The following is a 25,600-nucleotide window of genomic DNA, read 5'->3' on the forward strand; positions in this document are numbered from 1 at the left end:
ATCGGACCTCCGTGCCCCCGGCGTGCGGTGCGGCGGGGTGGTCGGCGGGTGGGGTCACGGGGTGGAGGAGGCCGGGCTGCCGACCCGGACGGCGGTCAGGGTGGCGCGCAGGCGGCGGTAGGCGGGGGCGTCGAAGTGGCCGGCCCGGGGGTGGAGGACGGTGGCGGCGGAGAGGGCGACCGCGTCGGGCAGGACGGCGGGCCAGCCCGCGTTGCCGGAGAGGCCCGCGGCGAGGGCGGCGACCACGGAGTCGCCCGCCCCGGTGGGGTTGCCGGTGACGGCGGCGGGCGGGGTGCAGCGCCAGGCGCCCCGGCGGTCGACGGCGAGCAGCCCGTCGGGGCCGAGCGAGGCGAGCACCGACTCGGCGCCGCGGCGGATCAGCACCCGGGCGGCGTCCCGGGGGTCGGGCAGGCCGGTGGCGGCGGTGAGTTCGGCGGCGTTCGGCTTGATCACGGTGGGGCGGGCGGGGAGTGCGGCGAGCAGCGCCGGGCCGTCCGCGTCGAGCACCACGGGCAGGTGGAACTGCCTTCCGAGGGCGACGAGTTGGCCGTAGCCGTCGGCGGGCGCGCCGGGCGGCAGGCTGCCGGACAGGACCAGGACGGCGGCCTGCGGCAACTGCCGGGCGGTCTCGCCGAGCAGGGCGTCCCACTCGACGGCGGTCAGCGCCGGGCCGGGTTCGTTGAGCACGGTGGCGTCGGCGCCGTCCGCGACGGTGACGGTGCGCCGGGTGTCGCCGCCGACCGGCACCTCGACGTGGTCGAGCCCGGCGGCGGCCAGGTCGGCGCGCACCGTCTCCCCGGTGGGCCCGCCGAGCGGCAGGACGCAGCGCACCGGCCGCCCCAGTGCGGCGAGCACCCGGGCCACGTTGACGCCCTTGCCGCCCGCCTGGGCGGCCACGTCGGCGACCCGGTGGCTGGTGTGCGGGCGGAAGCCGGGGACGGCGTAGGTGACGTCCAGCGCCGGATTCGGGGTGACGGTCAGGATCACGGCGGACGCCCCCCAGGGTGTGCGTCGGAACGGTCATCGGAGGAGATGCTTGAGTGAAGCTGCGTGATCATATCGGGTTTCGCGCAAATTCGAGCACTGATGGGGGATTTGTGAAGGTCTGGGGGGAGGTGCGGTCGTTCGAACGGTGGTCGGCGGGGTGGTGAACGTTCGGGAGCGGGAATCGGCGGGGGTGCTTCGGGCGGTAAGTTGGCTGTACATCTTTCGGGGACCGCCCGTACGGGGAGGGGGAGCCGGTGACCCAGGGCGCCGTTCCGGTCGTGGTGCTGGCCGCCGCGCTGCTGCACGCCGTGTGGAACGCGCTGGTGCACGGGGTGCGCGACCGGCTGGCCGGGCTCGCGCAGATGAACCTGGTGTTCGTGGCCTTCGGCGCGGTGCTCGCGCTGTTCGTCCGGCCGCCCGGCCAGGCCGCCCTGCCGTACCTGCTGGCCTCCACCGTGCTCCAGGTCGGCTACCAGTTGCTGCTGGCCCGCGCCTACGGGCTCGGCGACTTCGGGCAGATGTACCCGATCGCCCGGGGCACCTCCCCGACGGTGGTCGCCCTGCTCTCCGCCACCGTCCTGCACCGTCCGCTGCCCGCCGGGCAGTTCGCCGCCGTCGCGGTGATCTCGCTCGGCCTGGCCGGCCTGACACTGGTCGGCGGCCTTCCCGGGCGGGCCCAACTCCCGGCGATCGCCGCCGCCTCGGGCAACGGCGTCCTGATCGCCGGGTACACCGTGGTGGACGCGGGCGGGGTCCGCGCCGCCGACTCGCCCGCCGGGTACATCGCCTGGATGTTCGCCCTGCAGGGCCTGGCCGTGCTCGCCGCGGTGGCCGCCGTCCGCGGCCGCACCCTGCTGCCCGCCCTGCGCGAGGGCCGTGCCACCGGGGTCGCGGGCGGGCTGATGTCGCTCACCGCGTACGGGCTGGTGGTCTGGGCGCAGACCGTCGGCGACCTGCCCACCATCGCCGCGCTGCGCGAGACCTCGATCGTCATCGCCGCGCTGATCGGCGCCCTGGTCCTGCGCGAACGGCTCGGCGGCCTGCGGCTGGCCGCCAGCGCGACCGTCCTGGCGGGCATCGCGCTGCTGGAGTTCGCGCACTGAGCGGGAGTTCAGCCCAGGGACTCCAGGGCGGCGCCCAAGTGGCGGGCCGCGGTGGTGAGTTGGGCGTGGGTCTCGGCGGCGGCGAAGCCGGCCCGGACGCGGGGGGCGGGTTCGGCGGTGAAGTAGTTGGCGCCGGGGGAGAGGAGGACGCCGTGACGCAGGGCGGCGGTGGCGAGGGCGGACGGGTCGAGCTGGGCGGGCAGCGGCAGCCACAGGTGGAAGCCGCCGCGGGGCAGGCCGGGCGGCAGCAGGGCGGGGGCGTGCCGGGCCAGGGCGCTGGCGAAGGTCTGCCGTCGGTCGGCCAACTCCCTCGCCAACGTGCGCAGGTGACGCGGCCAGTCGGGGGAGGTGACCAGTTCGAGGGCGGCCTCCTGGAGCGGGCGGGGCACGAAGAAGGAGTCCACCGCCTGGACGGAGCGCAGCCGGGCCAGCGCCGGACCGCGGGCCACCAGCGCGCCCACCCGCAGGCTCGGCGAGGCCGCCTTGGTCAGCGAACGGACGTGCACCACCGTGCCGTCCGGGTCGTCCGCGGCCAGCGGCGGCGGCAGTTCGCCCGCGTCGGCGTGCGCGAGCAGCCGGGCGAAGTCGTCCTCCACCACGAACGCCCCGGCCTGCTTGGCCGCCGCCAGCACGGCCCGGCGCCGCTCGACGGGCAGAACGGCGCCGGTCGGGTTCTGGAACAGCGGCTGGCAGACGAACAGCCGCGCCCCCGACACCGCGAACGCCTCCGCCAGCCGCTCCGGGATCACCCCGTCCGCGTCCACCGGCACCGGCACCGGCCGCAGCCCCGCCGCCCGGGCGATCGCCAACAGGCCCGGATAGGTGGGCGATTCGACCAGGACGGGCGCGCCGGGCGGTGCCAGCGAACGCAGCGCGCAGGTCAGCGCGCTCTGCCCGCCCGCGGTGACCAGCACCTCCGCCGCCGTCACCCCGCCGCCCACCTCGCGGGCGAACCAGCCGCGCAGCTCCGGCAGCCCCTCCAGCGGCGGCCGCCCCCACGCGCCCGGACGGCGGCCCGCCCGGGCCAGCGCGGCCGCCAGCGCCCGCTCCGGCAGCAGCGAGGCGTGCGGGTAGCCGCTGTTCAGGTCGGCCACCTCCGGCGGGGCCATCGCCAGCGCCGCCAGCACCCCCGAGGCGTCCACCACCCGGGCGGGCGGCGCGCCCGCCTCCGCGCTGAGCGCCACCTCCTGCCAGGAGAAGTCGCCCTGCGCGGCGGGCGCGGGCCGCGGCCGGGCCCGGAACACCCCCGCGCCCGGCCGGGACACCACCACGCCCTCCGCGACCAGCTCCCGGATCGCCCGCGACACCGAGACCGGGCTGACCCGGTAGCGCTCCACCAGCTCCCTGCTACTGGGGATCCGCTCCCCGGGTGAGTAGCGCAGCACGGTGGTGCGCAGCGCGTCCGTCAGCTCCTGCACGCTCATCGTCGGCCCTTCCGGCGCGCGGGCGGCAACTGCTACCGTCCTGTATGACAGCACAGAATAGCGCTACTGGACTCCGCCCGATAGCGGTCGGGCCGCTCGGCGGCACCGCACAGGCCGCCCTCGGGGTGCTCGCCTTCTCCTTCAGCTTCCCCGCCACCGCCTGGGCCCTGGAGGGCTTCGGCCCCTGGACGGTCACCGGCCTGCGCGGCGTCCTCGCCGCGCTGCTGGCGGGCGCCTGCCTGCTCGCCACCGGCGCCCGCGTCCCGCCCCGCTCCGCCTGGCCCGCGCTGGCGGCCGTCGCGGTGGGCAGCGCGGTCGGCTTCCCGCTGCTGTCCACGCTCGCGCTGCGGCTCTCCTCTACCGCGCACTCCGCGGTGGTGATCGGCCTGCTGCCGCTGGCCACCGCCACGGTCGGCGCCCTGCGGGCCGGGGCCCGGCCGCCCCGGGCGTTCTGGCTCGCCGCGACCGCCGGGGCGGCCGCCGTGCTGGCCTTCACCGTCCAGCAGAGCGGCGGCGCCGGGCTGACCACCGCCGACCTGTACCTGTTCGGGGCGCTGCTGCTCTGCGCCTTCGGCTACGCGGAGGGCGGGCGACTGGCCCGCGACCTGCCCGGCTGGCAGGTGATCGGCTGGGGCGTGCTCGCCGCGCTGCCCGTCAACGTGCTCACGGACGCGCTCGCCCTCACCTTCGAACCCGTGCACGGCACCTGGCACGGCGTCACCGGACTGGCCTACCTGGCCGCGGTCTCCCAGTTCGGCGGCTTCGTGGTCTGGTACCGCGGCATGGCCGCCATCGGCGTTCCGCGCGCCAGCCAACTCCAGCTCGCCCAGCCGCTGTTGACGCTCTGCTGGGCCGTCCTGCTGCTCGCCGAGACGCTCCCCGCCACCGCCCTCCCGACCGCCCTCGCCGTGGTCGCCTGCATCGCGGTCACCCAACGCGCGGGGCGGCGGCGGTAGGCGGGAAGAGGGGGAGGCGTGGTCGCCTGGGCGGCGGGCCGGAGGGGAGGGGAGAAGAGCGGGAGGGGGAGGGGGAGGGCGGCTAGGACGGCGGCCCGGTCCGGGGCGCGGAAGAAGGCGTACGCAGGGGGTGGGGGTCATTCGGCGATGGCGCAGTACAGGTGCTGGCCGTCCTGCTGGGCGCGGCGGGCCAGGACGCCCAACTGGTGGATCAGGCGCATGAGTTCGATCCGTTCCACGCCCTTGAGTTCGTCGGTGCGGTTCCACTGGCTGGTGAGCTGGGGCAGCCGCTTGCGCTGGATGCCCGCCAGGGCGTCGCGGGTCTCGTCGGAGAGTTCGACCACCCACGGGCCGGTCATCCAGGGGTCGTCGAGGTCGACGGCGGTGGCCGGGGCCTCGGGGTGCCAGGGCTGCAGGCCGGTGGGCCAGACCGAGCGGTCCGGGCCCTCCTTGACCGGGGAGCCCTCGCCGCGCAGGGCGGCCACCAGGTGGGGGAGCGAGACGGTGGGGTCGATCCCGCGGGCCTGCACCGATTCGAAGGCCTCGGCGGGCGGCCGCTGCCCGTGCCGCATCACCCGCTGCACGGCGGCCTCGTCGGCGGCCCGGAAGTAATCGGTCCGCAGGTCCATGTCGCACGCTCCCCATCGTTCGGCAAGGCGCCCAGTGCATCACAGTCCGCGCGGCGGCGGGTGCCGGGTCGCCGTCCTGTGATCTGCCTCGCACTCGTCAGCGGGGTGTTCCAGCAGAGAAGTTCGGGTACTGGCTTTCGGTCGTGAGTCCTGTGCCGACCGTCGGGCGGAGCCCGCGAACCGCCCGGGGCCGCGGAGCCGCCCGAGGCCGCTGCGCGTGCTGCTGGGGGCGTCCGTGCTGGCCAACACCGGGGACGGGGTGCTGCTCGGCTCGGTCGGCGTCGGCACCGCGGTCGGTTCGCTCACCGCGCACCGGGCCGAACGCCGCTTCGGCGGCGCGCCGGTGCTGTGCGCGACCCGGCTCGGCCGGGGGCTGGTGTTCGTCGGGCCGGTGTTCCTGCGCGGGGTGCCGCTGTTCGCGGCGATGACCGTCGGCAGTTGCCTGGGCGGCATGTGGGGCGTGCTCACCGTGACGCTCCGCCAGCGGTTGACGCCGCCGGAGGTGCGCGGCGCGGTCGGCGGCGCCTACCGCGCGGTGATCATGAGCGCGATGCCGGCCGGGGCGGCCGTCGGCCTGCTGCTGCAGCGCCTGCTGGGCACGCCCGGCACCTTCCTGCTGTTCGGCGCCGCGATGGTGGTGCTGGCCGTCCCGGTGTGGCGGGCGGTCACCGCCGAGCGGGCGGGGACGGGTGCCGGTCCGGGGCCGGAGGAGGAGCGGGCGGGGCGGCACCCCCGCACAAGGAGCCGCGCCGCCCGCTCCGGTCAGTAGCTGCCGGGGACCCCGGCGTCCTTGCAGGCCTTGGCGAACTGCGGGGTGCAGATCTCCTCGGCCTTGTAGAGGCCGCCGTCGATGACCGTCTCGACGACCTTGGCCTTGGTGACGACGATCGGGGTGAGCAGCATCGAGGGGATCTGCAGGCCGTTCGACTCGGTCATGGTGGAGGCGACCGCGGTGATGTCGATGCCCTTCACCAGGTAGACCGCCATGTTGGCGGCCGCGTCGGCCTCCGGCTGGTACGGCTTGTAGATCGTGTACGCCTGCTCGCCGGTGAGGACCCGGCGGACAGCGTCGAGCGAGGCGTCCTGCCCGCCGACCGGCACGTCGGTGCGGCCGGCCTTGTGCAGCTCGTCGATGATCGCGCCGGCCATGCCGTCGTTCGCCGAGTACACGGCCTGGAAGCCGTTCTTGCCGAGCTTGGAGATCGCCTCGTCCATCTTCGCGGCGGCGACCTCCGGCTTCCACTCGCCGGACTGCTCGTACGCGATCCGCTTGACCTTGCCGTCCAGCGACTTGTGGGCGCCGGTCTTGAAGTCGGCGGCGTTGGGGTCGGTCTCGGCACCGTTGATCATGACGACCTCGGCGTCGGCAGCGCGCTTGCCCAGCGCCTCCAGCAGTGCCTGGCCCTGGAGTTCGCCGGTGCGCTGGTTGTCGAAGGAGATGTAGGCGGCGACGTTCCCGGCGGCCAGCCGGTCGTACGCGATGACCTTGGTGCCCTTGCGGGTGGCCTCCTCGACCCAGGGCGCGGTGACGGCGGCGTTCACCGGGTCGAGCAGGATCACCTTGACCCCGCGGGAGAGGAGCGCGTCGAACTGCTCCTTCTGCACCTTCTCGTCGCCGTCGGCGTTGGCGTAGTCCAGGGTGCACTTGGTGCACATCCCGGTGACGGACGCTTCGATCAGTGGTTTGTCGAACGCCTCGTAGCGGGTGGACGAGGAGCGTTCGGGCAACAGCAGTCCGATGGACTGGTTGCCCGTGGACGACGAGGGCTTGTCGTTCCCGCAGGCGGCGAGCGACAGCGCCATCGACACGGCGGCCGTGCCGATGACGAGTCGACGCGTCATCGAGTTCATGGTGGGTGGTGCCTCCCTGACAGCGCCGTGTCCCTACGGCGAGGTGAGGGGAGTCAAGCCCACCTCTCGTATGTCGTCAAGAAGTAAATCATTGGTCAGGGTGATTCGACCAAGTCGTTACCTTCTTGAATGCATAACGGGAGGTTCGCTCACGGAGCGTTCAGCGTTCGTTACGCGCGACCAGGAACACCCCGCCGACCACGATCGCGCCCCCGACCAGGATCGGCCAGGTCAGCGCCTCGGACAGAAAGAGCCAGCCCAGGAACACCGCGACCACCGGATTGACGTACGCGTAGGTCGCCACCAGGGGAAGCGGTGCGCGCTGCAACAGCCAGGCGTAAGACGTGAACGCGACAATGGAGCCGAACAGCACCAGGTACACCAGCCCGCTCCACGAGGCCGCCGAAACCGCCCCCGGATCGAAACCGTCCGGCTCGCCGCGGGCGAACGACAGCGCCAGCGCGCCCAGCGAACCCGCCAGCATCTCGTACACGCTCGCCACGAACGGGTCCTGCGGCATCGGCAGCCGGCCCGCCAGCACCGAACCCAGCGCCCACACCACCGCCGCGCCCACCACCAGCAGCAGCCCCGACAGGCCCACCTCGCCGGTCAGCCCCGGCGCGGTCAGCACCACCAGGCCCGCCAGGCCCAGCAGCACGCCCGCCAGCGTCGCCCCGCCCGTCCGCGCCCCGAACGCCCGGCGCAGCAGCACCACCCACAGCGGCACGCTCGCCACCATCAGCGCCGCCAGCCCCGACGGCACCGTCCGCTCGGCCAGCACCACCATCCCGTTGCCACCGACCAGCAGCAGCACGCCCACCAGGAAGGCGGAGCCGAACTGGCGCCGCGTCACCCGCAGCGCGCGCCACCCCTTGCGGACCGCCAGGCCCGCGCCCAGCAGCAGCGTCGCCGCGCCGAAGCGCAGCGCGCCCGACAGCAGCGGCGGCATCGTCTCCACCACCACCCGGATCGCCAGGTAGGTCGACCCCCACACCACGTACACGATGCCCAGTGCCGCCCACACCGCCGCCCCGAGCCCGGCCGGGCGGTCGGCGGCGGCCCGCGGCGCCGTCGCCGCGGGCGGACAGTCGGGGGCGGCGTCGGCGGGGGAGTGTGGAGCTGGCGTGGACACGGGCGTCTCCTCTGCTTGGTCCTGACAGGTGGCGTACGGCGGAATGACACCACACTCCGTCCGGCCCCCGACAGCCGGTTGCGCGCGTCCGGAGCGGCACCGGCCGGTGAACCGCGGCACCTACCGGTGAACGCCGCCCGCCGCACGCCGGACAGGGCCGACCGGATGAACCGGCGCACCACCGCGCCCCCAGCCGCCCCGCCCCGGGCGCGCCGAGTGGTAGGGATGGGGACGGCCCGAGCAGCCGACCGGAGGAGCGGCCGCATGGCGTGGTTCGCCGCCCCCGAGTACCGGCTCGCCCGCGAGCTGTTCCTGCGCCTGCTCGCCCTCGTCTACGCCTGTGGATTCCTCGCCGCCGCCCGGCAGTTCCGCGCCCTGCTCGGCAGCCGCGGCATGCTCCCGATCCCGCGCTTCCTGGCCCGCGTCCCGTTCCGCCGCGCCCCCAGCCTGTTCCACTGGCACTACGGCGACCGCCTCTACGCCGCCCTCGCCCGGACCGGCCTGCTGCTCTCCCTCGCCCTGCTCGCCGGAGCCGCGAACCCGCTGCCGCTGGGCGCGGCGATGGCCCTGTGGGCGCTGCTCTGGGTGCTCTACCTGTCGATCGTCAACACCGGGCAGACCTGGTACGCCTTCGGGTGGGAGTCCCTGCTGCTGGAGGCGGGGGCGCTGGCCGTCCTCCTTGGCAACGACCGCGTCGCCCCGCCGCTGCCCCTGCTGTGGCTGCTGCGCTGGCTGCTGTTCCGGGTCGAGTTCGGCGCCGGACTGATCAAGTGGCGCGGCGACGCGTGCTGGCGCGAGTTCACCTGCCTCTACCACCACCACGAGACCCAGCCCATGCCCGGACCGCTCAGCTGGTTCTTCCACCACCTGCCCCGCCCCCTGCACAAGGTCGAGGCCGCCGCCAACCACGTCGTCCAACTCGCCGTCCCCTTCGGCCTGTTCCTCCCCCAGCCGATCGCCTCCGCCGCCGCCCTGCTGATGATCGTCACCCAGCTGTGGCTGATCGCCTCCGGCAACTTCGCCTGGCTCAACTGGCTCACCGTCGCCCTCGCCCTGTCCGTCCTCGACACCGGCACCCTGCGCCACGCCCTGCCACTGGGTCCCGACCCCGCGTACGGACCCCAACCCGCCTGGTACCAGGGGATGGTGGCCGCCTACGTGCTGCTGGTGCTCGTCCTGTCCTGGCGGCCCCTGCGCAACCTGCTCTCCCCGCGCCAGCAGATGAACCGCTCCTGGGACCGCCTCCACCTGGTCAACAGCTACGGCGCGTTCGGCTCCGTCAACCGCGACCGGTACGAGGTCGTCATCGCGGGCACCCGCGACGCGCGCGGCGCGGACGGCTGGCAGGAGTACGAGTTCCACGGCAAGCCCGGCGAACCGCGGCGCCTGCCACGGCAGTTCGCGCCCTACCACCTGCGCCTCGACTGGCTGATGTGGTTCGCCGCGATCTCCCCCTCCTACGCCCGCCCCTGGTTCCTCCCGCTGCTCGCCCGCCTGCTCACCAATGACCCCGACACCCTGCGCCTGCTGCGCCGCAACCCCTTCCCCGACGCCCCGCCCGCCCTCGTCCGCGCCGAACTCCACCACTACCGCTTCACCGACGCCCGCGAACTCCGCACCACCGGGGCCTGGTGGCACCGCCGCCGCGTCCGCAGCTACCAGCGGCCGGTCGGGCTCGACGAGCTGCGCGCGTACGTGCCGCGGGGCGGGGAGCGCGGCGAAGGGCGGGGCGGGGAGCGCGGCGGGGGACGCGGTAGGGAGCGCGGCGAGGGGCGGAGAGGGCGGGGAGGAGCATGATGACCCCACCCAACTCCCGGCCCCCACCCGGCCGGGGCGTACTGTCGGTGCCGCTCCTTACCGTACGGACCGTGCGGGCGGGCCCCGCGCCCCCCGGCAGCGGTCCGCCACGGGCCACCGCGGCCCGGCGGAACCCACGGAGGTCCGGCGCGTGCACGGCTCGAACGCGCACCCGTATTCTGGCCTCCCGCGACGCCACCGCCGCCGCAACCACCCCACCCGCCCCGCAAGTCCCACTGCCCGCCAAACGCCACGAACCGGACTTCACATGACAGTGCGCACCCTGAACGACGCCGACGACGCCGCGTCCGAGACCGCGTCCGCGACGGACGGCGAGACCCGCCAGAGCACCCGTGAGGAACTCGGCCGCTTCGCCGAGCAGGGCGGCTTCGCCCTCACCGCGGACGCCAACCCCTGGCTGGAGGCCGCCGAGACCCTCACCGGCCCCGAGGACGCCCGCGCCGCCTCCACCGTCCTCGCCGAACTCCGCAGCCGCGACACCCGCGCCGTGAGCCGGGCCGCCAACGCCATCGCCACCAAGGCCGGCCTCGACATCCCCGACACCCTCGGCGGCCTCACCACCCTGCTCGACCTCCTCCAGCGCGTCCACGCCACCTCCGCGACGCTGCGCACCGAGGCCTACGAGCAGGACCTCGCCGAACTCGCCGCCGCCACCGGCAGCGCCGCCTACCGCAAGGAGAACGGCGCCAAGCTCGGCTGGAACCGCCGCCGCCAGCTCCGCGGCCAGGCCCGCGCCCTCGCCGCGGCCGGCACCCGCCCGGGCCGCGCGGAGCTGCACGCCGCCCTGGTCGCCGCCGCGGCGGCCCACCGCGACTGGACCGCCCTCTCCAACGGCACCTCCCGCCCCTCCGTCCCCGTCGACGGAGCCCTCCTCACCGAGACCGCCAACGTCGTCGAATCCCTCGCCGACGCGGTCCGCTCCCTCGCCCGCCTCCTCCCCGAGCGCGCCCTCGACGCCCTCCCGCTCACCGAACTCGCCGACCTCGTCGACCGCCTCGCCGCCGACGAAGGCACCCTCTACCGGCTCTCCGCGCTGCGCCAGCTGCGACTGGAACTCGCCGAGCAGGGGCTCACCGAGCTGCTGGGGGAGCTGAACGAGCGGCAGGCCGACAAGGACGCTGCGCTGGCCGCGTACGACCGGCACGTCGCCGCGAAGGCCGCGCTGGCGGCGGGGCCGCGACAGGGCGAGGCTGCGGTGGCGGTCGAGGCTGCGGCCGAGGCCGAGGCCGAGGTTGCGGTCGAGGAGACGGTGGAGGAGGTCGCGGAGACCGAGGTCGTGGTTGCGGTCGAGGCTGCTGAGACCGAGCCGGAGGTTGAGGCGGTCGTCGAGGAGACGGTTGCCGAGGTCGAGGCTGAGGCTGCGGTGGTCGACGAGGTCGTGGTTGAGGCCGAGGCTGCTGCTGAGGAGCCGGAGGCCGTTGAGGCTGAGGCGCCGGTTGCCGAGACCGAGCCTGAGGTGGAGGTCGTTGCCGAGGTGGTGGCGGTCGAGCCGGAGCTCGAGGTTGCTGCCGAGCCGGAGTCGGAGCCGGAGGCCGTTGTGGCTGTTGAGGCGCCGGTTGCCGAGGTCGAGGTGGAGGCGGTTGCCGAGGAAGCCCCGGTGGCTGTCGAGGAGTCGGTGGTTTCGGTGGTTGAGGTCGAGCCGGAGGCCGTTGTGGCCGAGGCGGAGGCCGTTGTTGCCGAGGTTGCTGCCGAGCCGGAGTCGGAGCCGGAGGCCGTCGTGGCTGCTGAGGCAGCGGTCGCCGAGCCTGAGGCGGAGGTTGTTGCCGAGGTCGAGGCTGAGGCCCCGGTGGCTGTCGAGGAGTCGGTGGTTGAGGTCGAGCCGGAGGCCGTTGTGGCTGAGGCGGAGGCCGTTGTTGCCGAGGTCGCTGCCGAGCTGGAGTCGGAGCCGGAGGCCGTCGTGGCCGAGGAGCCTGCTGCTGTCACGGTGGTGGCGGGGTGGGCGAAGCCCGAGGTGGTGCCGGGGAAGCCGATCGCCGCGTACTCCGCGGAGGAACTGGTCGCGCTGGTGGGCTGGTTGGACTCGGACGGGGAGAAGCGCAGTGACGACGAGTTGCTGCGGGCGGCGATGAAGGAGCTCGGGTTCGCCCGGCTCGGGCCGCGGATCAAGGAGGCGCTGGGCGCCGCGGTGGCCTCCGTCCGGGGCTGACGTCTCGTCAAGTAGTGCGCTCCCGCCCGCCGTTGCGCTCCGTGCGCAGCGGCGGGCGGGGTCATTCGCCGATGTCCTCGTGCCAGAGGTCGGGGCGGGCGGTGACGAAGTCGGTCATCAGGCGTACGCAGCGCGGGTCGTCGAGCAGGGTGATGCCGGTGCCGTGGGCGGCGAGCCAGTCGTGGCCGCCGGTGAAGGTGGTGGATTCGCCGATGACGACGTGGCCGATGCCGAACTGGCGGACCAGGCCGGAGCAGTACCAGCAGGGCGAGAGGGTGGTGACCATCACCGTGTCGCGGTAGCCGCGCAGGCGTCCGGCGGCGCGGAAGGCCGAGGTTTCGGCGTGCAGGGACGGGTCGCCGTCCTGGACCCGCCGGTTGTGTCCGCGGCCGAGCAGGCGCCCGTCCCGGTGGAACAGGGCCGCTCCGATCGGGATGCCGCCCTCGGCGAGTCCGGCCTCGGCCTCCGCCACCGCGACGTCCAGCCACGCCCAGGCCCGTTCCGCCGTCACCTGACCGTCCATCGGCCACCTCCTCGCCGTTCACTCTTCCCACCCGCCCGCCGCGTCGCACCCCGCCACGCCGTCGGCCTCCCGGTGGCGAGCGGGCCGGTGCCCGGTGGGTTTGACGGTTCCTTTAAGGTGCGGGGATGCGAGATTTCGGGGCGGGACTGCGGTTCCTGTTCAACGGGCAGCGGTGGGTGGCGCGGCACGGGCGGTGGTGGGGCTTCGGGATGATCCCGGCGCTGATCGCCCTGGTCGGGTACGTGGCCGCGCTGGTGGTGCTGGTCGTGTACGCGGGGGACCTGGCCGAGTGGGCCACGCCGTTCGCGGACGGGTGGAGCGAACTGTGGCGGGACGCGGTGCGGACGGTCGTCGCGGTGGTGGCGGTCGGCGCGGGCGGGCTGCTGGCGATGCTGACGTTCACGATGGTGACGCTGCTGATCGGCGAGCCGTTCTACGAGTCGCTGTCGGCGAAGGTCGAGGACACCGAGGGCGGCGGCCCGCCGGAGCCGGACGTGCCGCTCTGGCGGGAGCTGTGGGTGGCGGCGCGGGACAGCCTCGCGGTGCTGCTGCGGGCCGCGGCGTTCGGGATCGTGCTGTTCCTGTGCGGGTTCATCCCGGTGGTGGGGCAGACCGTGGTCCCGGTGCTGGCGGTGTGCGTGTCCGGGTTCTACCTGACCGTCGAGCTGACCGGCACGCCGCTGCAGAAGCGCGGCCTGTCGCAGAAGGAGCGGCTGCGGCTGCTGCGCTCCCGGCTGCCGATGACGCTCGGTTTCGGGACCGGCCTGACGCTGCTGTTCCTCGTCCCGGGCGTGACGGTGCTGGCGATGCCCGGCGCGGTGGCCGGTGCGACGCTGCTGGCGCGGGAGGTCTCCCCGTACGAGGTGGAGGACGGCGAGGGCGAGGACGGCGACGGGGGCGAGGGCGACCAGCAGGGCCCCTACCCGTACCAGGACCCGTACCAGGGCGGGAACCCGTACCGGCAGGGCCCGTACGGCAAGCCGCCCGGCCCGAACCCGTACGCCGTCGACCCGCAGGTCGGATGATCGAACCCATTACCGACCGCTACGGCGATTTGACGTGGTGTCACCGGCTGCGCGATAACGTCCCCATGGCCGTACCCGCATCCGTGGACGCCGCCCCGCGCGGTATCGATCTCGGCGACCCCGCGTTCTGGCGGCTGCCGGAGGAGGCGCGCGTCGCGGCGTTCGCCCGGCTGCGCGAGCGGTCCGGGCCGGTGGGGTTCACCGACCGGGCGACGGGGCGGCGGTGCTGGGCGCTGGTCCGGCACGCGGACGTGACGGCGGCGAGCCGGGCGCCCGAGGTGTACCTGTCCGGGCCGGGGGTGACCACGCCGGAGCCGGCCCGGTGGGTGCGGGCGGTGTTCGGCGACTCGATGGTCAACCTGGACGACCCCCGGCACGCCGACCTGCGCCGGGTGGTCGGCCGGGCGTTCACGCCGCGGCTGCTGGCCGAGGTCGAGCGGGACGTCCGGGAGACCGCCGTCGAACTGGTCGACCGGCTGGAGCGGGAGCGCCCCGCCGACTTCGTCCCCGCCGTCGCGGCCGAGCTCCCGTTCCGGGTGATCTGCACGATGATGGGCATCCCGCCGGAGCGGCGCCGCCGGATCCTGGCCCGGACGAACCTCGCCGCCGCCCCCTCCGGAGTGGCCCGCGGCGTGCTGCGGGTGCCCGGGCGGAGCCTGCGGGCGCTGGCCGCGATGCAGCTGACGGTGGCCGCGCTGGGCCGCGAGCGCCGCCGCCGCCCGACCGGCGACCTGATCTCCGCCCTGGTCACCGCCGACGTGGACGGCCGCCGCCTGAACTCCCGCGAACTCGGCGCGTTCTTCTCGCTGCTGCTGGTCGCGGGCGTGGAGACCACCCGCAACGCGCTCGCCCACGGGCTGCACCTGCTGACCGTCCACCCCGAGCAGCGGGCCCTGCTGCTGGGCGACCTCGACGCCCACCTGGGCGGCGCGGTGGAGGAGATCGTCCGGTACTCCACGCCGATCGTCCAGTTCCGCCGCACCGTCGCCGTCGACCACCGGCTGTCCGGGATCCGGCTCGCCGCGGGCGACAAGGTGGTGCTGTTCTACGGCTCCGCCAACCGCGACGACGCGGTCTTCCGCGACCCCGACGCCTTCGACATCACCCGCTCGCCCAACCCCCACCTCGGCTTCGGCGGCGGCGGCCCGCACTTCTGCCTGGGCGCCCACCTGGCCCGCCAGGAGATGCGCGTCATGCTGCGCGAGCTGTTCACCCGCCTCCCGGAGATCCGCTCCACCGCCGCGCCCGAGACCGTCCCGTCCTCCTTCGACCACCGCGTCCGCTCGCTGCCGTTCACGTTCTGACGGCGAGCGGACGCGCGCCGGGGTCAGGACGGGTGGCTGCCCACCGTGTCGTGGATGTCCGCGCCCATCACGCTGTTGGCGCGGGCGCAGTGGGCGCCGCAGAAGAAGCGCCCGGCGACCTCGACGCCGTGGCCGACGATGCGGACGGTGCACTGCTCGCAGCGCGGGGCGAGCTTCTCCATCGCGCACTCGAAACTGTCGAAGACGTAGGTGTCGCCGGTGATCGTCTTGATCTCGAAGGACAGCCAGTAGTCGTTCTGGCACACCACGCAGACCGCCATGTCGGGCTCCTCTCGCCGTACGGGTCCACCGCCGAGTCTCGGGGCGGGACGGGCGGGCGGCAATCGGCGGCGGTCCGAACGGAGAGCCGGCGGACAGAACGGGACGGACACGGATGAAAAAACGTTGTGCCGTTCGATAATGGTCAGCAGGGTCCGGGGTTCAGCCGAGGAGGCCGAGATGATCATCCGAATCTGGGAGGCGCAGGTCGCCCCGCGCCGGGCCGAGGACTTCTGCGCCAGGCTCGCCTCGACCGTGCTGCCGAGCCTCGGCCGGTGGGACGGCTTCCTCGGCGGCGAACTGCTCCGGGCCTGCACCGACGGCGACCACCGGGTGCAGATGATCACCCGCTGGCGCGACGAGGAGGCCCTGCGGGCGTACGCCGGGCCGATGTGGCGGATCCGGCCGGTCTGGTCCGAGGGCGAGCTGCACGAACTGGAGCACCCGCCGACGGTCGTCCACTTCCACTCGTTGAGCCGCCTGGACACCGCCGCCGACCGGCCCGCCGGGCACTCTGCCGGGCAGTCCGACGGTCAGCCCGCGGCGGCGGGCTGACCGGAGCGGCGGGCCGGTCGGGCCGGTCGGCGGGGTCAGCTGGTGGCGCCCTTGGTGTCGGCCTTGATGCCGAGGGCCTTCAGCCACTGCTGGCAGTTCTCGCAGGGCGTGCGCTTGAACCAGGACCGGGCGTCGCGGCCGCGGGCGTCCATCGCGACGATCCAACTGTCGGGGAACGCGACGGGCTGGTTGAGGAAGGCGGCCACCACCTGGGCCTCGGTGGTGAACCCCTGCTCGTGGATGAACCAGTCCAGCGCGTGCACCTCGGCGCAGTTGCCCACCGTCCAGTTCTCCAGCCGGTCGGTGCGGTGACTGACCACCGCGTACGTCAGGTTCAGCAGGCCGCTGCCGTCGTTGCGGCCCCGGTAGACCCGGCCGCCGGCGACCAGGATCGCCCGGACCGCCGCCTCGGTGCCCTGCGGGGCGTTCTCGCGCAGGGCCTTGGCCAGCTCCTCGGCCAGGATCTCCGCGTTGCCGCGCTGCACGGGCGGGGCCGGGGCCGGCCGCTGCGCGGGCTGCTGGGCGGCGAGCCGGGCCGCGTCATTCTCCTTGAGGCGGGCGACCAGCACCTTGCGCAGCGCGGCGACGGCCGCGAACGCCTCCTCCCCCTCGCCCTGTGACCAGGCGAAGAGCCTCTTCCGGGCCTCCCGGCCGGCCAACTGCCCCGGGCCGGTGGTCAGTTCGAGCACCTTCCGGCGCACCGCCCTCACGTGGGCGGCCAGCGTCGACGGCGACAGCTCGGTCAGCGGACGCTCGTACTCCAACTGGGTCAGCGACCGCGACAGGACACCGGCCAGCGCCTGCAGCTCGGCCAGCGCCTGGGCGTCGTCGGGCGTCTGCCCGGGGGGCTGCCGCAGGTAGGCGGTCTCGGCGCCGGTCAGACCGGTCAGCACGGCGTCCGCCGTGTCCGAGGGCTTCGGAACGGGGGCTTGGTACACGGCAACCTCCGGATGTAGCTGCGGAGTTGCGACCGTACTCGGCCGGGCCGCCGGTCGGGGCGGAGATCACCGGAACCCGATCCGTCAATCCGACGGGAGGCGGTGGATCGGAGCCCGGCGGGGCCCGGGAGCGCCGGTCGCGCGCCGCCATCCGTCAGCCGCGCGCCGTCAGCCGCGGGCCGTCAGCCGCGGGCCGCAGGCTCCACCGGGATGCCCGCGTCGGCCTTCACCTGCTTCATCGTCAGGTGCGAGTGCACCTGCGCGATGCCCGGCAGCCCGGAGAGCACGTCCGTGACGAAGCGCTCGTACGCGGCCAGGTCGGCCACCGCGACCCGCAGCAGGTAGTCCGGGTCGCCGAACAGGCGGTGCGCCTCCACCACCTCCGGCAGCTCCGCCACCCGGCGCTCGAACTCGCTGACGGTGGCCCGGTCCTCGTGCCGCATCACCACCGTCACGAACGGCTGGAAGCCGCGACCGACGGCCGCCGGATCGAGCAGCGCCCGGTAGCCGCGGACCACGCCGCGCTCCTCCAGGTGGCGCACCCGGCGCAGGCACGGGGACGGGGTCAGGCCCACCCGCTCGGCCAGCTCGGCGTTGCTGATCCGGCCGTCCTGCTGGAGCTCGTGGAGGATTCTGCGGTCAAGGCGGTCCATGGCGCAACATTCTGCCAGAGACCTTCCTTGACCAGCGGAAACGGGACATCGGCTGCCAAGCGTGGACCGCTAGCGTCCAGGTGCTGAGATTTCCGCCCCCCGGACCCGAAGGTGCCATGGACCCGCACGCCCTGCTGCTCTTCCTCGGCGTCGACGTGCTGCTGGTCTGCACGCCCGGCCCCGACTGGCTCTACATCGTCGCCCGCGGCCTCGGCCAGGGCCGCCGCGCCGCACTCACCGCCGTCGTCGGCGTCTGCGCCGGGTACGCCGTCCACACCCTGCTCTCCGCCGCCGGACTCGCCGCCGCCCTGCGCGCCGTCCCCGCCCTGCTGCCCGCGCTGCGGCTGGCCGGCGCGGGCTACCTCGCCCTGCTGGCCGTCGGCACGCTGCTCACCCTCCGCCGCGGCGGGAGCGGCCGCGCACCGGTCGCTGCGGGCGGGTCGCAGCCGGGGCGGACGGTGCTGCGGCAGTCGCTGCTGACCGCCCTGCTCAACCCCAAGGGGCTGCTGCTCTACCTGTCGCTCGTCCCGCAGTTCGTCACCCCGGACGGGAGCCTCCCCGTCGGCGGACAGGTCGCGGCGCTCGGCGCGGTCAACGTCCTGTGCTGCGCCGCCGTCTACTCGGCCGTCGCCCTGGGCGCGGCCCGCCTCGGCGGGCGGCTCGGGGCGAGCCCGGCCGCGGCGCGACGCCTGTCGGCGGTCTCGGCGGTCCTGCTGCTGGCGGTCGCGGGGGTGACGGCGGCGGCGTGAAGGTGGACGGGAGTACGCGCTCAGGGGCCCGGGAGGCGCGTATTCAGGGGCTCGGGGAACGGCGAGTCCGTGCTGCTGGCGGCCGGAGCCCATCGGAATGTCCGTGCTGCTTCGGGTCGTAGGAACAGAACCCGAAGCCACGGCACGCACGAGCGGTGCACCGCCAGCAGCCCCGAGCCCGCCGTTCCCCGGGCCCCTGATGGTGCGTGCCCGTGTGCCCGACAGTTCCCCGAGCCCCTGAATACGCGCCCTCTGCATGCGTGCTCGCGCTCAGGGCGCCGTGTCGTGGGCTGCCAGGGCCGCTCGCAGGGTGAGGAGGTCGGGGCCGCGGACGGCGTCGAGGCCGGTGAGGTCGGCGGTGCGGCGCAGGCGGTAGTCGACGGTGTTGGGGTGCACCTGGAGGGCGGCGGCGGTGCGGCGGCGGTCGAGGCCGCAGGTGAGGAACGCCCGTAGGGTGTCGAGGAGTTCGGGGCGCCCCGCGAGGGGGGTGAGCAGGGCGGCGAGGGCGTCGCGGGCCGGGCCGGGGCGACTGAGCTGGTACTCGACCAGGACGTCGGTGAGCAGGTGCGGGCCGGGGCCGCGGCCGGTGGCCTCGGCGACCCGGCGGACGTCGGCGGCGAGGCGGGCGGCGTCGGCGACCTGCTCGGGGGTGGCGGTGGTGGCGCCGGCGGTCAGCTCGGCGCCGCAGGCGCGGGCGAGGCGGTCGAGCAGGGCGGCCAGGGCGGCGCGGTCGGGGGTCGGGTCGGGGGAGGCGGCGGGGAGCAGGACGGGGCCGCCGTCGGCGGCCAGCGCGGCCAGCGGCACGCCGTCCGTGCGGCGCTCCAACTCGGCGCGCAGGCGCCGGAGTTTGCGACGGGCGGCGACCGAGCGGTTGACGCCGGGGCGGGACTCGTCGGGGTGCGGGCCGATCGCCAGCGAGAGCACCAGGTAGCGGGCGGGCAGCCGGATGCCCGCCCGGTCGGCGGCGGCCCGCGGGTCGCCGCCCTCCAGCAGGCGGGAGAGCAGGGCCTGCCGGGAGACCTGTTCGTCGCCGAGCGCGGCCTGCCTCTCCTGCACGTACCCGGCGGCGACGGCGCAGCTGACCACGCGCAGGTAGCCGAGCAGGCGGTCCTGGGCGGTGGCGACGTCGGGCAGGTCGGTGGGGGCGGCCTCGGCGAGCAGGCGGGCGGCGCACAGTTGGGCGCCCAGGTGGTAGGCGCCGACCACCGACTCCAGCGGGACGCCCTCGTCGGCGCGGCGGGCCGCGGACTCGCGGATCCGGGCGAGCTCGGGTTCGCCGGGCAGTTCGCCGGTGCGCACCACCTCGACGAACGCCCGGATGCCGCGCTCGACCTGGCGGGTGATCTCGCCGCGCAACTGTTCGGGCGGCAGCGCGTGGTAGTCGGGGAGCCGGTCCAGCAGCCGGACCATCACCTCGGTGGCGAGGGCGGGGGCCAGCGCGAGCAGTCGCCGGTGGACCGGTCGGCCGCCGAACCTGGGCCCGTCGGCGGGGAGTCCGTCGGCGGGGAGTTCGCGGGGGAGTTCGACGGGGGCGGGTGCGGGTCCGGCGTTGGGTGCGGTCACAATCCACCTCGCGATTCTCTGGGCGGCGGCCCGGCGACGGGGCCGGTCGGCGCGTTCATGATGGTTCCCCGGAGGTTACCTACCCGTAGGTAACTCCCGCGATCCCCCACCTTGTTCAGGTCGCGCGCCCCCACCCCCCAGTCAGAGACGGGAACCGCCATGAACCGAGCCGCCCGGCTGATCGCCACCGCCCTCGCCGCCGCCGCGGTCGCCACCGCCGCCCCCGTGGTCACCGCCGCCACCGCCGCGAGCGCCACCGACCCGTTCTACGCGTACGACGGCGCCGCCCCGCTGTCCTCGATCGCGCCCGGCACGGTCCTCAGGACCCGCACCCTCTCGTACCACCTGCTCGGCCTGCCCACCCCCGTGCGGGCCGTCCAGCTGCTGTTCCGCACCACCGACGCGCAGGGGCGTCCCAGTGCGGGCGTCACCACCGTGGTGCGCGGGCTGGGCAGCGACGGCAGCCGGGCCGTCTCGTACCAGTCGTTCTACGACTCGCTGAACCCCGCCGACGGCCCCTCGCGGGCGATCGCCGGGGACGTCAGCCTGGGCGGGGCGATCGCCAACGCCGAGTCGCTGTTCGTCGTCCCGTTCGTGCTGCAGGGCTACGACGTGGTGATCCCCGACACCGAGGGGCAGAGCGCCGACTTCGCCGCCGGGCCCGAGTACGGCACCACCACGCTCGACTCGATCCGGGCCGCCTCCGCCTCGCCCGCCACCGGCCTGAACGGTGACACCCGGTTCGGCATGATCGGCTACTCCGGCGGCGCGATCGCCACCAACTGGGCCGCCGCGCTCGCCCCCTCGTACGCCCCCGACGTCAACCGCCGCCTGGTCGGCTTCGCCGAGGGCGGCCTGCTGGTCGACCCCGCGCACAACCTCACGTACGTGGCCGGGGGCGTGGTGTGGCCCGGCGTCATCCCGATGGCGATCACCGGCGTCGCCCGCGCCTACGGCTTCGACCTGCAGCCCTACCTGAGCGACTACGGCAAGCAGGTGTTCGCGAAGACGCAGGACGCCTCGATCGTCAACGCGCTCGGCCAGTACCCCGGCCTGACCTGGCAGAAGCTCGCCAAGCCCGCGTACGCGAACCCGAACTCGATCCCCGAGTACCTGGCCGCCGTCAACAAGGTCAACCTCGGCTCGGCGCCCACCCCCACCGTCCCCGGCTACATCGCCCAGGGCAACGGCGGCGTCCTGGAGGGCACCTTCAGCAACGTCCCCGGCATCGGCACCGGTGACGGCGTGATGGTCGCCGGGGACGTCCGCGCGCTGGCCCGGCAGTACTGCGCCACCGGCAACGGCAGCATCAAGTACCAGCAGTACGACCTGCTCAGCCACCTCGGCACGGCCGTCCCGTGGGCGCCCACCGCCGTGCTCTACCTGAACGACCGCTTCGCCGGGAAGGCCGCCCCGTCCGACTGCGGCCGGATCCCGGCGGGCAACTCGCTGGCCCCCGAGCGGCCCGCCGTCGCCGGACAGTGAACCACCGGGCCGCCCGCCCGGCGCAGGGGCCGGGGCGGGCGGCCCGGGCTCACTTCCAGGCGACGGCCACCACGACCTCGGCCGCCGTGAGCGTTGCCACCGCGAAGAACGGCCACGGCCTCCGGTTGCGGATGCCGACCAGGGCGACCGCCGCGATCAGCACGTCCAGGGCCAGCTTCACGCCCATCTTCGGGTCCGACACCGGCAGGTCCAGCGCGTGCCGGACCCAGATCAGCCCGACGCCGGTGACCAGCTGCACCACCGCGCTGGTCACCACGTACCAGCCCACCACCGGGTCCTTCCCCCGCAGTTGGTAGAAGATCCCGCCCAGGATCGCGGCGAACCCGAACAGGTGGAACACGAGGAACACGTACCGCAGGATCTCCATGCCAGTGATCTCTCTCCAGAACCGAACGACGAGCTGACTTCCGGAACCGAGAGCGAACGGGCGGGCCGGGATGTGACATCCCCGGGCCCCGGCGGGACGAGATCCGGATCACACCGCGCGAGGGCCCGCCCACCGGCCTCGGTGGACGGGCCCTCGCGCGGTGCGGGAACTCAGAGGTCGCGCGGGTACTGCCTGGCCCCGCTGCGGATGCGCAGCGCCGCCGCGATCTCGGTGATGCCGAGCACCACCAGGCCGCAGGCCGCCAGCACCGCCAGCGCCTTGATCGAGTGGGCCGGCCAGACCATCAGCACGATGCCCGCCAGCACGCTCAGGCCGCCGACGAAACCCTGCCAGCCGCGGGCCGGCATCATCGGGTCCGAGGCGACCGCCGCCAGGTGCGTGATGCCGCGGAACAGCCAGCCGATGCCGATCCACAGCGCCAGCAGCAGCACCGACTGCGCCGCCGACCGGAAGCACAGCAGCCCCAGCAGCACGCAGATCGCCCCGCTGATGAACGCCAGCACCCGCAGCGCCGTCGACGCGTGGGTGCCGAACGCCCCCACCAGCTGCACCACGCCGATCACCAGCAGGTACAGGCCGAACAGCACGCCGACCACCCACAGCGTCTGCTTCGGCCACACCAGCACGATCACCCCCAGCGCCAGCGAGATCAGCCCGCCGGCCAGCACCGCCTGCCAGGCCAGCCGGGCCAGTTGTTGGAACGGCCCGGGCAGGTCGTCGCGGGAGTCGATCCGGTACGGGGCACTCATGGCTCCTCCGAGGGGGCGGGACGGACACGGCACACTCCCAGCCTCCGCGCCCCACCACCCCCGGGGCGCGGCGGGATCCGCCGGACGGACGAACCGGGCCGCCCCGTTCGCACCCGGATCCGCTACCGTCCGTTCACCCGTGGACGCTGACGGGCGGTCTACCATCGGACGCTATGACGGACCAGGGGCGGGGGAGCCCGGCGGGCGCGGCGGGAGCGGTCGACGGAGCGGTCGGCGAGGCGGTGGCGGTCGGCGAGGCGGTGGCCGTTCCCGGGCCGCGCGAGGCCGAGGCGGTGGACGCGGCCGAGGCGGTGGACGCGGAGGAAGCGGCCGAGGCGGCGGACGGGGGCGGGGACGGGGGCGGCGGGCACTACATCGTGTGCGGCGGCAACTCGCTCGCGCACCGGCTGATCCTGGAGCTCACCGAGCAGTACGAGGTCCCGGTGGTCGCCGTGGTGCCGGACCGCTCCCGCGAGCACGGGCCCGCGATCGCCGCGATCCCCGGCGTCCGCGCCGTGCTGGAGCACTCCACCGTCACCGGGGAGGCGCTCGCCGCGGCCGACGTCGAGCACGCCCGCGGGATCGCGCTGATGGACGGCACCGATCAGGAGAACATCCACGCCGCGCTCGCCGCCGAGAACCGCAACCCCGGCGTCCGGATCGTGCTGCGGATCTTCAACCAGCGCCTGGGCGAGCACCTGGAGAAGCTGCTGCCCAACTGCGCGGCGCTCTCCGCCTCCGCCACCGCCGCCCCCGCCTTCGCCAACGGCGCGCTCGGCCGCCCGCACACCGTCGAGGTCGGCGGGCGGCAGCTGTACGTCGCCCACGACGGCGACATCCGGCCCGACCAGCTCTGCCTGGTCGCCGACCGGATCGACCGCCAGGACCTCAGTCGGCTGCGGCTGCTGCCGGAGACCGGAGGCCGGGCCGCCGACTTCATCCGGATCGCCGAACTCATGGGCGGCGGCGAGCAGTTGGGCAGCACCGGCCGCCCCGACCCGGCGGTGGGACGGGAACCAGGCGGCCTGGCCGCCCTACAGGCCCTGGACACCGAACCGCCGCTGCGCCAGCCGCTGCGCAAGCGGCTCAAGTGGTGGCTGCTCGACGGCCTCAAGCACTTCACCAACACCCGGCTGCGGATGATCCTGATCACCGCGTTCGCGGCGATCGTGCTCGGCGGCCTGGTGCTGGCCCGGCACACCACCCACTCCGGCGGCTTCGGCTGGACGCTGTACTTCACCCTGCTGGACGCGGCCGGCGCCGTCCAGCCCGACGTGCCCGGGCAGCAGGTGCTCGGCGACTCCTGGGCCCGGGCCGCCCAGGTGCTGATCACCTTCTGCGGCATCACCTTCGTCCCGGTCGCCACCGCCATCGTGGTCGAGGCGCTGGCCAGTGGCCGCCGCGGCGTCCCCCGCCCGCCCGGGGCCCGCACCCGCGACCACGTCATCGTGGTCGGGCTCGGCAACGTCGGCACCCGGGTCGCCACCCTGGTGCACGCCACCGGGCTGCCCGTGGTCTGCCTCGAACGCGACCCGCAGGCCCGCGGCATCGCCGCCGCCCGCGCCCTCGGCATCCCCGTCCTGATCGGCGAGGGCCCGCTGGAGGCGCAGCTCAAGCAGGCCCGGGTGAAGCACGCCCGCGCCGTGGTCGCCGTCACCTCCGACGACGCCGCCAACCTGGAGGCCGCCCTGGAGGCGCGCGCGGTGCGGCCCGAAGTCCGGATCGTGGTGCGGCTGTTCGACGACGACTTCGCCCACCACGTGTACGCCACCCTCGGCAACGTCGCCTCCCGCTCGCTCTCCTACCTGGCCGCGCCCGCCTTCGCCGCCGCCCTGATGGGGCGCGAAGTCCTCGGCACCCTCTCGGTGTTCCGGCACGTGCTGCTGATCGCCGAACTCACCGTCGAGGAGGGCGCCGGGCTGGACGGCCGGAACATCGGCGACCTGGAGGGCCCCGGCGGCGTCCGCGTCCTCGCCGTCCGGCTGAACCGCCGCCCGCAGGACCACCTGTGGAACTTCGCCGACCGCTCCCGGCGGCTCGTCCCCGGCGACCGGATCGTGGTCGCCGCCACCCGGGCCGGACTTGCGCGCGTCATCCAATGAGGGCAAGATCCCGCGGAGCAGATCGTTCGGTGGCGGAGAATCTACTGACGTTGCGTCAAGTGACCTGTCACTGACGGGTGTTCGCCGAGCGGTATGGCGGTTTTCGGCGAACACACCGACGGAGCGACGATGATAGAAGCCATCCTGAACGGCAGCCCGGGCCTGGTCCCGGCGTTCGCCGTCCTCGCCCTGCTGCTCGGCCTCGCCGCCCATCGGCTGGCCCGCCGGTACGGGTGGCCGCAGGTGTTCACCGTGCTGTTCGGCGTCGCACTGGCCGCCGAGCTCACCGCGACGTTCTACCCGACCGGGCAGGGCGGCAGCACGCGCCCGGTCTGCGCGGTCAGCTCCGACCTGGCGTTCGTGTTCGACACCGAGCAGGGGCGGATGAACATCCTGATGTTCGTCCCGATCGGCCTGTTCGCGGTGCTCGCCTTCGGACGGCCGCTGGCGGTCGCCGTCGGCGCGGCCGGGCTGAGCGCGCTCACCGAGACCGGGCAGGGCCTGCTCCCCGGGGTCGGCCGGGCCTGCGACTCCAGCGACTTCGCCGCCAACGCGGTGGGCGGCCTGGCCGGGGTGCTGCTCGGCTGCGCGGTGCGGCTGGCCCTGCGCCGCCGGATCCGGCCCGGCCTGCGGGAGTGGAAGCTCAGCGGGACGCTGGCGGCGGGCGTCGCGGTGCCGGTGCTGCTGCTGCAAGCCTTCGTCTTCTCCCCGACCGCCCCGGGCGGCGTCGTCGAGGCGACCGCCGAGCAGCGCGAACTCGCCCGGCGCGACGCCGAGTTGCTGCTCGGGCCGGGCGTCGAGGTGGTCAAGGTCCAGCGCGAGGTGGGCGACGGGTACCCGGACCAGTTGGCGGTGATGACCAGGACCGGCGGCTCCTTCAACGTGGAGTGGCCGTCCGGCAGGCTCCGCTACGTCTTCGGGTCGACCGGTGTGCCGGGCCCCGGCGGGTGGCCCCCGGTGACGATCAGCGAGCAGGACGCCCGGGCGGTGGCCGACCGGTTCGCCCGGCAGTGGCTGGTCGGACGCGGGGCGGACACCGAACCCCGGCTCGCGCCGCGCGGCGGGCAGGAGGGGAGCCACCGGTTCACCTACGGCACCGGGGCCGCCGCGCTGGTCGTGGACGTCGGCGACGGCGGCCGGGTCGTCTGGTTCGGGGAGGGCTGACCGGCCGGGGCCGTCGGTGTCCCCGGCTAGGGTGCGACCGACCGCACCGCCGACGC

Annotated in this window: 24 protein-coding genes; 12 read left to right on the top strand and 12 right to left on the bottom strand. The window is 74.7% G+C overall.

Annotated elements, in window-relative coordinates; translation table 11 throughout:
- Positions 1-54: 54 nt before the first annotated feature.
- A complete protein-coding gene (locus ACFY00_RS03670; protein WP_388026785.1) occupies positions 55-987 on the bottom strand; it encodes a 1-phosphofructokinase family hexose kinase in 933 nt (310 codons plus the stop codon).
- Positions 988-1,241: 254 nt separating this feature from the next.
- Between ACFY00_RS03670 and ACFY00_RS03675 the strand changes: the two genes are divergently transcribed.
- Complete coding sequence (locus ACFY00_RS03675; protein ID WP_388026786.1) at positions 1,242-2,090, top strand: EamA family transporter; 849 nt, start codon at positions 1,242-1,244, stop codon at positions 2,088-2,090.
- Positions 2,091-2,098: 8 nt separating this feature from the next.
- Here the strand turns inward: ACFY00_RS03675 and ACFY00_RS03680 are convergent, their stop codons facing one another.
- Positions 2,099-3,514, bottom strand: coding sequence for a PLP-dependent aminotransferase family protein (locus tag ACFY00_RS03680; protein ID WP_388026788.1), 1,416 nt, complete (start codon positions 3,512-3,514; stop codon positions 2,099-2,101).
- A 44-nt stretch (positions 3,515-3,558) separates the two neighbouring features.
- Between ACFY00_RS03680 and ACFY00_RS03685 the strand changes: the two genes are divergently transcribed.
- Positions 3,559-4,470 carry a DMT family transporter gene (locus ACFY00_RS03685; protein WP_388026789.1) on the top strand — a complete coding sequence of 304 codons (912 nt, stop codon included), beginning with the start codon at positions 3,559-3,561 and terminating at the stop codon, positions 4,468-4,470.
- Positions 4,471-4,607: 137 nt separating this feature from the next.
- Here ACFY00_RS03685 and ACFY00_RS03690 read toward each other — a convergent pair whose 3' ends face one another.
- Positions 4,608-5,099: a hypothetical protein gene (locus ACFY00_RS03690; protein WP_388026791.1), complete on the bottom strand. Its 492-nt coding sequence runs from the start codon at positions 5,097-5,099 to the stop codon at positions 4,608-4,610.
- A 217-nt stretch (positions 5,100-5,316) separates the two neighbouring features.
- Between ACFY00_RS03690 and ACFY00_RS03695 the strand changes: the two genes are divergently transcribed.
- Positions 5,317-5,868, top strand: coding sequence for a hypothetical protein (locus tag ACFY00_RS03695; RefSeq protein WP_388026792.1), 552 nt, complete (start codon positions 5,317-5,319; stop codon positions 5,866-5,868).
- On the opposite strand, the gene ACFY00_RS03700 is transcribed toward ACFY00_RS03695, so the two are convergent.
- Positions 5,862-6,950: a sugar ABC transporter substrate-binding protein gene (locus ACFY00_RS03700; RefSeq protein ID WP_388026793.1), complete on the bottom strand. Its 1,089-nt coding sequence runs from the start codon at positions 6,948-6,950 to the stop codon at positions 5,862-5,864. The genes ACFY00_RS03695 and ACFY00_RS03700 overlap by 7 nt on opposite strands.
- A 160-nt stretch (positions 6,951-7,110) precedes the next feature.
- On the bottom strand, positions 7,111-8,082 hold the full coding sequence (locus ACFY00_RS03705) for an EamA family transporter (RefSeq protein WP_388026794.1): 972 nt from the start codon (positions 8,080-8,082) through the stop codon (positions 7,111-7,113).
- A 264-nt stretch (positions 8,083-8,346) separates the two neighbouring features.
- Between ACFY00_RS03705 and ACFY00_RS03710 the strand changes: the two genes are divergently transcribed.
- Both ACFY00_RS03710 and ACFY00_RS03715 read left to right on the top strand, forming a co-directional pair.
- Positions 8,347-9,879 (top strand): lipase maturation factor family protein, encoded by a 1,533-nt coding sequence (locus tag ACFY00_RS03710; RefSeq protein ID WP_388026796.1) that lies wholly within the window; start codon positions 8,347-8,349, stop codon positions 9,877-9,879.
- A 268-nt stretch (positions 9,880-10,147) separates the two neighbouring features.
- The gene (locus tag ACFY00_RS03715; protein WP_388026798.1) at positions 10,148-12,046 is read left to right on the top strand and encodes a hypothetical protein; all 1,899 of its coding nucleotides are present in this window, start codon (positions 10,148-10,150) and stop codon (positions 12,044-12,046) included.
- 61 nt (positions 12,047-12,107) lie between these two features.
- Here ACFY00_RS03715 and ACFY00_RS03720 read toward each other — a convergent pair whose 3' ends face one another.
- On the bottom strand, positions 12,108-12,569 hold the full coding sequence (locus ACFY00_RS03720; RefSeq protein ID WP_388026800.1) for a nucleoside deaminase: 462 nt from the start codon (positions 12,567-12,569) through the stop codon (positions 12,108-12,110).
- A gap of 125 nt (positions 12,570-12,694) precedes the next feature.
- On the opposite strand from ACFY00_RS03720, the gene ACFY00_RS03725 reads away from it, so the two are divergent.
- A complete protein-coding gene (locus tag ACFY00_RS03725; RefSeq protein WP_388026802.1) occupies positions 12,695-13,594 on the top strand; it encodes an EI24 domain-containing protein in 900 nt (299 codons plus the stop codon).
- Between the two features lie 65 nt (positions 13,595-13,659).
- Positions 13,660-14,898 carry a cytochrome P450 gene (locus ACFY00_RS03730; RefSeq protein ID WP_388026804.1) on the top strand — a complete coding sequence of 413 codons (1,239 nt, stop codon included), beginning with the start codon at positions 13,660-13,662 and terminating at the stop codon, positions 14,896-14,898.
- Positions 14,899-14,921: 23 nt separating this feature from the next.
- Here ACFY00_RS03730 and ACFY00_RS03735 read toward each other — a convergent pair whose 3' ends face one another.
- Positions 14,922-15,179, bottom strand: coding sequence for a Prokaryotic metallothionein (locus ACFY00_RS03735; RefSeq protein ID WP_344550789.1), 258 nt, complete (start codon positions 15,177-15,179; stop codon positions 14,922-14,924).
- A gap of 178 nt (positions 15,180-15,357) precedes the next feature.
- On the opposite strand from ACFY00_RS03735, the gene ACFY00_RS03740 reads away from it, so the two are divergent.
- Positions 15,358-15,732 carry an antibiotic biosynthesis monooxygenase family protein gene (locus ACFY00_RS03740; RefSeq protein ID WP_388026806.1) on the top strand — a complete coding sequence of 125 codons (375 nt, stop codon included), beginning with the start codon at positions 15,358-15,360 and terminating at the stop codon, positions 15,730-15,732.
- Positions 15,733-15,767: 35 nt separating this feature from the next.
- On the opposite strand, the gene ACFY00_RS03745 is transcribed toward ACFY00_RS03740, so the two are convergent.
- On the bottom strand, positions 15,768-16,670 hold the full coding sequence (locus ACFY00_RS03745) for a hypothetical protein (protein WP_388026807.1): 903 nt from the start codon (positions 16,668-16,670) through the stop codon (positions 15,768-15,770).
- 182 nt (positions 16,671-16,852) lie between these two features.
- Positions 16,853-17,323, bottom strand: coding sequence for an Lrp/AsnC family transcriptional regulator (locus ACFY00_RS03750; protein WP_388026809.1), 471 nt, complete (start codon positions 17,321-17,323; stop codon positions 16,853-16,855).
- Between the two features lie 116 nt (positions 17,324-17,439).
- Between ACFY00_RS03750 and ACFY00_RS03755 the strand changes: the two genes are divergently transcribed.
- The gene (locus ACFY00_RS03755; RefSeq protein ID WP_388026810.1) at positions 17,440-18,072 is read left to right on the top strand and encodes a LysE family translocator; all 633 of its coding nucleotides are present in this window, start codon (positions 17,440-17,442) and stop codon (positions 18,070-18,072) included.
- Positions 18,073-18,342: 270 nt separating this feature from the next.
- On the opposite strand, the gene ACFY00_RS03760 is transcribed toward ACFY00_RS03755, so the two are convergent.
- Complete coding sequence (locus ACFY00_RS03760; RefSeq protein WP_388026811.1) at positions 18,343-19,635, bottom strand: PucR family transcriptional regulator; 1,293 nt, start codon at positions 19,633-19,635, stop codon at positions 18,343-18,345.
- 159 nt (positions 19,636-19,794) lie between these two features.
- Here ACFY00_RS03760 and ACFY00_RS03765 point away from each other — a divergent pair, with 159 nt between their 5' ends.
- Positions 19,795-21,120 carry a lipase family protein gene (locus ACFY00_RS03765; protein ID WP_388026812.1) on the top strand — a complete coding sequence of 442 codons (1,326 nt, stop codon included), beginning with the start codon at positions 19,795-19,797 and terminating at the stop codon, positions 21,118-21,120.
- A gap of 49 nt (positions 21,121-21,169) precedes the next feature.
- Here ACFY00_RS03765 and ACFY00_RS03770 read toward each other — a convergent pair whose 3' ends face one another.
- Together ACFY00_RS03770 and ACFY00_RS03775 are read right to left on the bottom strand one after the other, a co-directional pair.
- A complete protein-coding gene (locus tag ACFY00_RS03770) occupies positions 21,170-21,508 on the bottom strand; it encodes a hypothetical protein (protein ID WP_388026814.1) in 339 nt (112 codons plus the stop codon).
- A gap of 170 nt (positions 21,509-21,678) precedes the next feature.
- The gene (locus ACFY00_RS03775) at positions 21,679-22,278 is read right to left on the bottom strand and encodes an HdeD family acid-resistance protein (RefSeq protein ID WP_388026815.1); all 600 of its coding nucleotides are present in this window, start codon (positions 22,276-22,278) and stop codon (positions 21,679-21,681) included.
- A 173-nt stretch (positions 22,279-22,451) separates the two neighbouring features.
- Between ACFY00_RS03775 and ACFY00_RS03780 the strand changes: the two genes are divergently transcribed.
- Complete coding sequence (locus ACFY00_RS03780; protein WP_388026817.1) at positions 22,452-24,380, top strand: NAD-binding protein; 1,929 nt, start codon at positions 22,452-22,454, stop codon at positions 24,378-24,380.
- A gap of 129 nt (positions 24,381-24,509) precedes the next feature.
- Positions 24,510-25,544: a VanZ family protein gene (locus tag ACFY00_RS03785; protein WP_388026819.1), complete on the top strand. Its 1,035-nt coding sequence runs from the start codon at positions 24,510-24,512 to the stop codon at positions 25,542-25,544.
- The last annotated feature ends 56 nt before the right edge of the window (positions 25,545-25,600 follow it).

Source organism: Kitasatospora sp. NPDC001540 (genome assembly GCF_042894345.1).
Taxonomy (GTDB): Bacteria; Actinomycetota; Actinomycetes; order Streptomycetales; family Streptomycetaceae; genus Kitasatospora; species Kitasatospora phosalacinea_C.

Excerpts from the sequence above, each read along its gene's own strand:
- ACFY00_RS03770 (WP_388026814.1), bottom strand. The coding sequence starts at position 21,508 with ATGGAGATCCTGCGGTACGTGTTCCTCGTGTTCCACCTGTTCGGGTTC.
- ACFY00_RS03765 (WP_388026812.1), top strand. The coding sequence starts at position 19,795 with ATGAACCGAGCCGCCCGGCTGATCGCCACCGCCCTCGCCGCCGCCGCG.
- ACFY00_RS03685 (WP_388026789.1), top strand. The coding sequence starts at position 3,559 with ATGACAGCACAGAATAGCGCTACTGGACTCCGCCCGATAGCGGTCGGG.
- ACFY00_RS03740 (WP_388026806.1), top strand. The coding sequence starts at position 15,358 with ATGATCATCCGAATCTGGGAGGCGCAGGTCGCCCCGCGCCGGGCCGAG.
- ACFY00_RS03720 (WP_388026800.1), bottom strand. The coding sequence starts at position 12,569 with ATGGACGGTCAGGTGACGGCGGAACGGGCCTGGGCGTGGCTGGACGTC.
- ACFY00_RS03725 (WP_388026802.1), top strand. The coding sequence starts at position 12,695 with ATGCGAGATTTCGGGGCGGGACTGCGGTTCCTGTTCAACGGGCAGCGG.
- ACFY00_RS03710 (WP_388026796.1), top strand. The coding sequence starts at position 8,347 with ATGGCGTGGTTCGCCGCCCCCGAGTACCGGCTCGCCCGCGAGCTGTTC.
- ACFY00_RS03780 (WP_388026817.1), top strand. The coding sequence starts at position 22,452 with ATGACGGACCAGGGGCGGGGGAGCCCGGCGGGCGCGGCGGGAGCGGTC.
- ACFY00_RS03735 (WP_344550789.1), bottom strand. The coding sequence starts at position 15,179 with ATGGCGGTCTGCGTGGTGTGCCAGAACGACTACTGGCTGTCCTTCGAG.
- ACFY00_RS03775 (WP_388026815.1), bottom strand. The coding sequence starts at position 22,278 with ATGAGTGCCCCGTACCGGATCGACTCCCGCGACGACCTGCCCGGGCCG.
- ACFY00_RS03785 (WP_388026819.1), top strand. The coding sequence starts at position 24,510 with ATGATAGAAGCCATCCTGAACGGCAGCCCGGGCCTGGTCCCGGCGTTC.
- ACFY00_RS03700 (WP_388026793.1), bottom strand. The coding sequence starts at position 6,950 with ATGAACTCGATGACGCGTCGACTCGTCATCGGCACGGCCGCCGTGTCG.
- ACFY00_RS03750 (WP_388026809.1), bottom strand. The coding sequence starts at position 17,323 with ATGGACCGCCTTGACCGCAGAATCCTCCACGAGCTCCAGCAGGACGGC.
- ACFY00_RS03690 (WP_388026791.1), bottom strand. The coding sequence starts at position 5,099 with ATGGACCTGCGGACCGATTACTTCCGGGCCGCCGACGAGGCCGCCGTG.
- ACFY00_RS03715 (WP_388026798.1), top strand. The coding sequence starts at position 10,148 with ATGACAGTGCGCACCCTGAACGACGCCGACGACGCCGCGTCCGAGACC.
- ACFY00_RS03680 (WP_388026788.1), bottom strand. The coding sequence starts at position 3,514 with ATGAGCGTGCAGGAGCTGACGGACGCGCTGCGCACCACCGTGCTGCGC.
- ACFY00_RS03755 (WP_388026810.1), top strand. The coding sequence starts at position 17,440 with ATGGACCCGCACGCCCTGCTGCTCTTCCTCGGCGTCGACGTGCTGCTG.
- ACFY00_RS03730 (WP_388026804.1), top strand. The coding sequence starts at position 13,660 with ATGGCCGTACCCGCATCCGTGGACGCCGCCCCGCGCGGTATCGATCTC.